The organism is Variovorax sp. Sphag1AA (genome assembly GCF_014192575.1).
GTDB lineage: Bacteria > Pseudomonadota > Gammaproteobacteria > Burkholderiales > Burkholderiaceae_C > Variovorax.
The window spans coordinates 1-2307 of the sequence record NZ_JACHYC010000018.1 but is presented as its reverse complement, the minus strand read 5'-3'; the positions used below and the strand labels follow the sequence as shown (position 1 = coordinate 2307).

At 65.3% G+C, this 2307-nt stretch carries 3 protein-coding genes; all 3 read left to right on the top strand.

Annotated features, from left to right (window positions below):
- Positions 1 to 658, top strand: a 658-nt coding sequence (locus FHW64_RS34160) for an ABC transporter permease subunit (protein WP_409350673.1), incomplete at its 5' end; no start/stop codon positions are given.
- A gap of 45 nt (positions 659 to 703) precedes the next feature.
- A complete protein-coding gene (locus FHW64_RS34155; protein WP_184533940.1) occupies positions 704 to 1642 on the top strand; it encodes an ABC transporter substrate-binding protein in 939 nt (312 codons plus the stop codon).
- Positions 1643 to 1657: 15 nt separating this feature from the next.
- On the top strand, positions 1658 to 2307 hold a 650-nt coding region (locus FHW64_RS34150; protein ID WP_184533938.1), incomplete at its 3' end, for a PfkB family carbohydrate kinase.

The following is a 2307-nucleotide window of genomic DNA, read 5'->3' as shown; positions in this document are numbered from 1 at the left end:
GTGCGGGCTGCTCTTCGGCCTGATCAACGGCGTGCTCGTGGCCTTCGTGAAGCTGCCGCCTTTCATCGTGACGCTCGGTGCGCTCACCGCGGTGCGGGGCATCGCGCGGCTCATCGGCAACGACACCACCATCTTCAACCCGCAACTGCCATTTGCCTTCATCGGCAATGGCGAGGTGCTGGGCGTGCCGTGGCTCGTGATCATCGCCTTCGCGGTGGTGGCGCTGTCGTGGTTCATCCTGCGCCGCACGGTGCTCGGCCTGAACATCTACTCGGTCGGCGGCAATCCGGAAGCCGCACGCCTCGCGGGCATCAAGGTGTGGGCGGTGCTGCTGTTCGTCTACTGCACATCGGGGCTGCTCTCGGGTCTCGGTGGCGTGATGGCTTCGGCGCGGCTCTATGCGGCCAACGGACTGCAACTCGGTGCGTCCTATGAACTCGATGCGATCGCCGCGGTGATTCTCGGGGGCACCAGCTTCGTCGGCGGTACCGGCTCGATCCTCGGCACGCTGGTTGGCGCGCTGATCATCGCGGTGCTCACCAACGGGCTGATCCTCATGGGGGTCTCCGACATCTGGCAATACATCGTCAAGGGCCTCGTGATCATCGGCGCCGTCGCACTGGACCGCTACCGCCGCAAGGATTCCGCAAGGACCTGATTCCCGCTCCGCTTCCCGCCTACCAACCACCAAAGGAGACTCTTCATGCGCAACAAGCTCTTCGCCCTCGCCGCCATTGCCACTGCCTTCGCGATGCCCTCGGCATACGCCGCCGACAAGGAATTCAAGAACGTCGGCATCACGCTCGGCTCGATGGGCAATCCCTTCTTCGTCTCGCTCGCGAAGGGCGCCGAAGCGAAGGCCAAGCAGTACAACCCGAACGCGAAGGTCACCGCCCTGTCGGCCGACTACGACCTCAACAAGCAGTTCTCGCAGATCGACGGCTTCATCTCCGCCGGCACCGACCTGATCCTCGTGAACGCGGTGGACGCCAAGGCGATCGAGCCCGCACTGACGAAGGCGAAGAAGGCCGGCATCATCGTCGTCGGCGTCGACGTCGCGGCCAATGGCGCCGATGCCACCGTACAGACCAACAACGTGCAGGCCGGCGAGATCGCCTGCCAGTACATCGTCGAAAAGCTCGGCGGCAAGGGCAACGTGATCATCCAGAACGGACCGCAGGTCTCGGCCGTGATCGACCGCGTGAACGGCTGCAAGACGGTGTTCAAGAAGAGCCCCGACATCAAGATCCTCTCGGACGACCAGGACGCCAAGGGCTCGCGCGAAGGGGGCCTGAACGTGATGCAGAACCACCTCACGCGCTTCCCGAAGATCGATGCGGTGTTCGCCATCAATGATCCGCAGGCCATCGGCACCGATCTCGCGGCCAAGCAGCTCAACCGCAAGAACATCATCATCACGTCGGTCGACGGCGCGCCGGACATCGAGACCGCGCTCAAGGGCGACACGCAGGTGCAGGCCTCGGCCAGCCAGGACCCGTACATGATCGCGGTGAAGGCGGTGGAGATCGGGCACGACATCCTCAACGGCAAGAAGCCGGATTCGCCGATGACGCTGCTGCCCTCGACGCTGATCACGCGCACCAACGTCAAGGACTACAAGGGCTGGCAGGCGCCACGCTGAACGAGGAGAAACGTCATGTTCGTGGTCTGCGGCGAAGCGCTGATGGATGTGTACATGGGCGCCTCGACGCCCACCGGCATGACGTTGGATGCGCGCATCGGCGGCTCGCCGCTGAATGTGGCGCAGGGGCTGGCGCGATTGGCTCGGCCCTCTGCGTTTCTCACCGGCCTGTCGACCGACGCGCTTGGCGAACGGCTGCTCGCCTCGCTGCAGGGCGAAGGCGTGGACACCTCGCTGATCCTGCGCAACGACGCACCGAGCACGCTGAGCGTCGTGAGCGTCGATGCGAGCGGCGTGCCGCGCTATGCCTTCCACGGCAACGGTGCGGCGGACAGGCAGATCACGCACGACACGTTGCCCGCCCTCCCCCCTGCGACGCGCGTGCTCCAGTTCGGTTCCTACGCGCTGGTGGTCGAGCCGGTAGGCAGCGCGCTGCGTGCGCTCGCTGCGCGCGAGCGAGAACGGCGCCTGATCGCCTACGACCCGAACGTGCGGCTCAACGTCGAACCGGACCTCTCGCATTGGCGGGCGATCGTCGAGCAGATGGTGTCGATCGCGCATCTGGTGAAAGTGAGCGATGAAGACCTGGGCCTGCTCTTCCCGGGCGAAACGCCGGAACAGGTTGCAGCCCGCTGGCTGTCGCAAGGGGCTTCGCTGGTCGCGGT

What these genes read in the sequence shown, in the direction of transcription:
- FHW64_RS34155 (WP_184533940.1), top strand. Translation starts at nt 704, where the DNA reads ATGCGCAACAAGCTCTTCGCCCTCGCCGCCATTGCCACTGCCTTCGCG.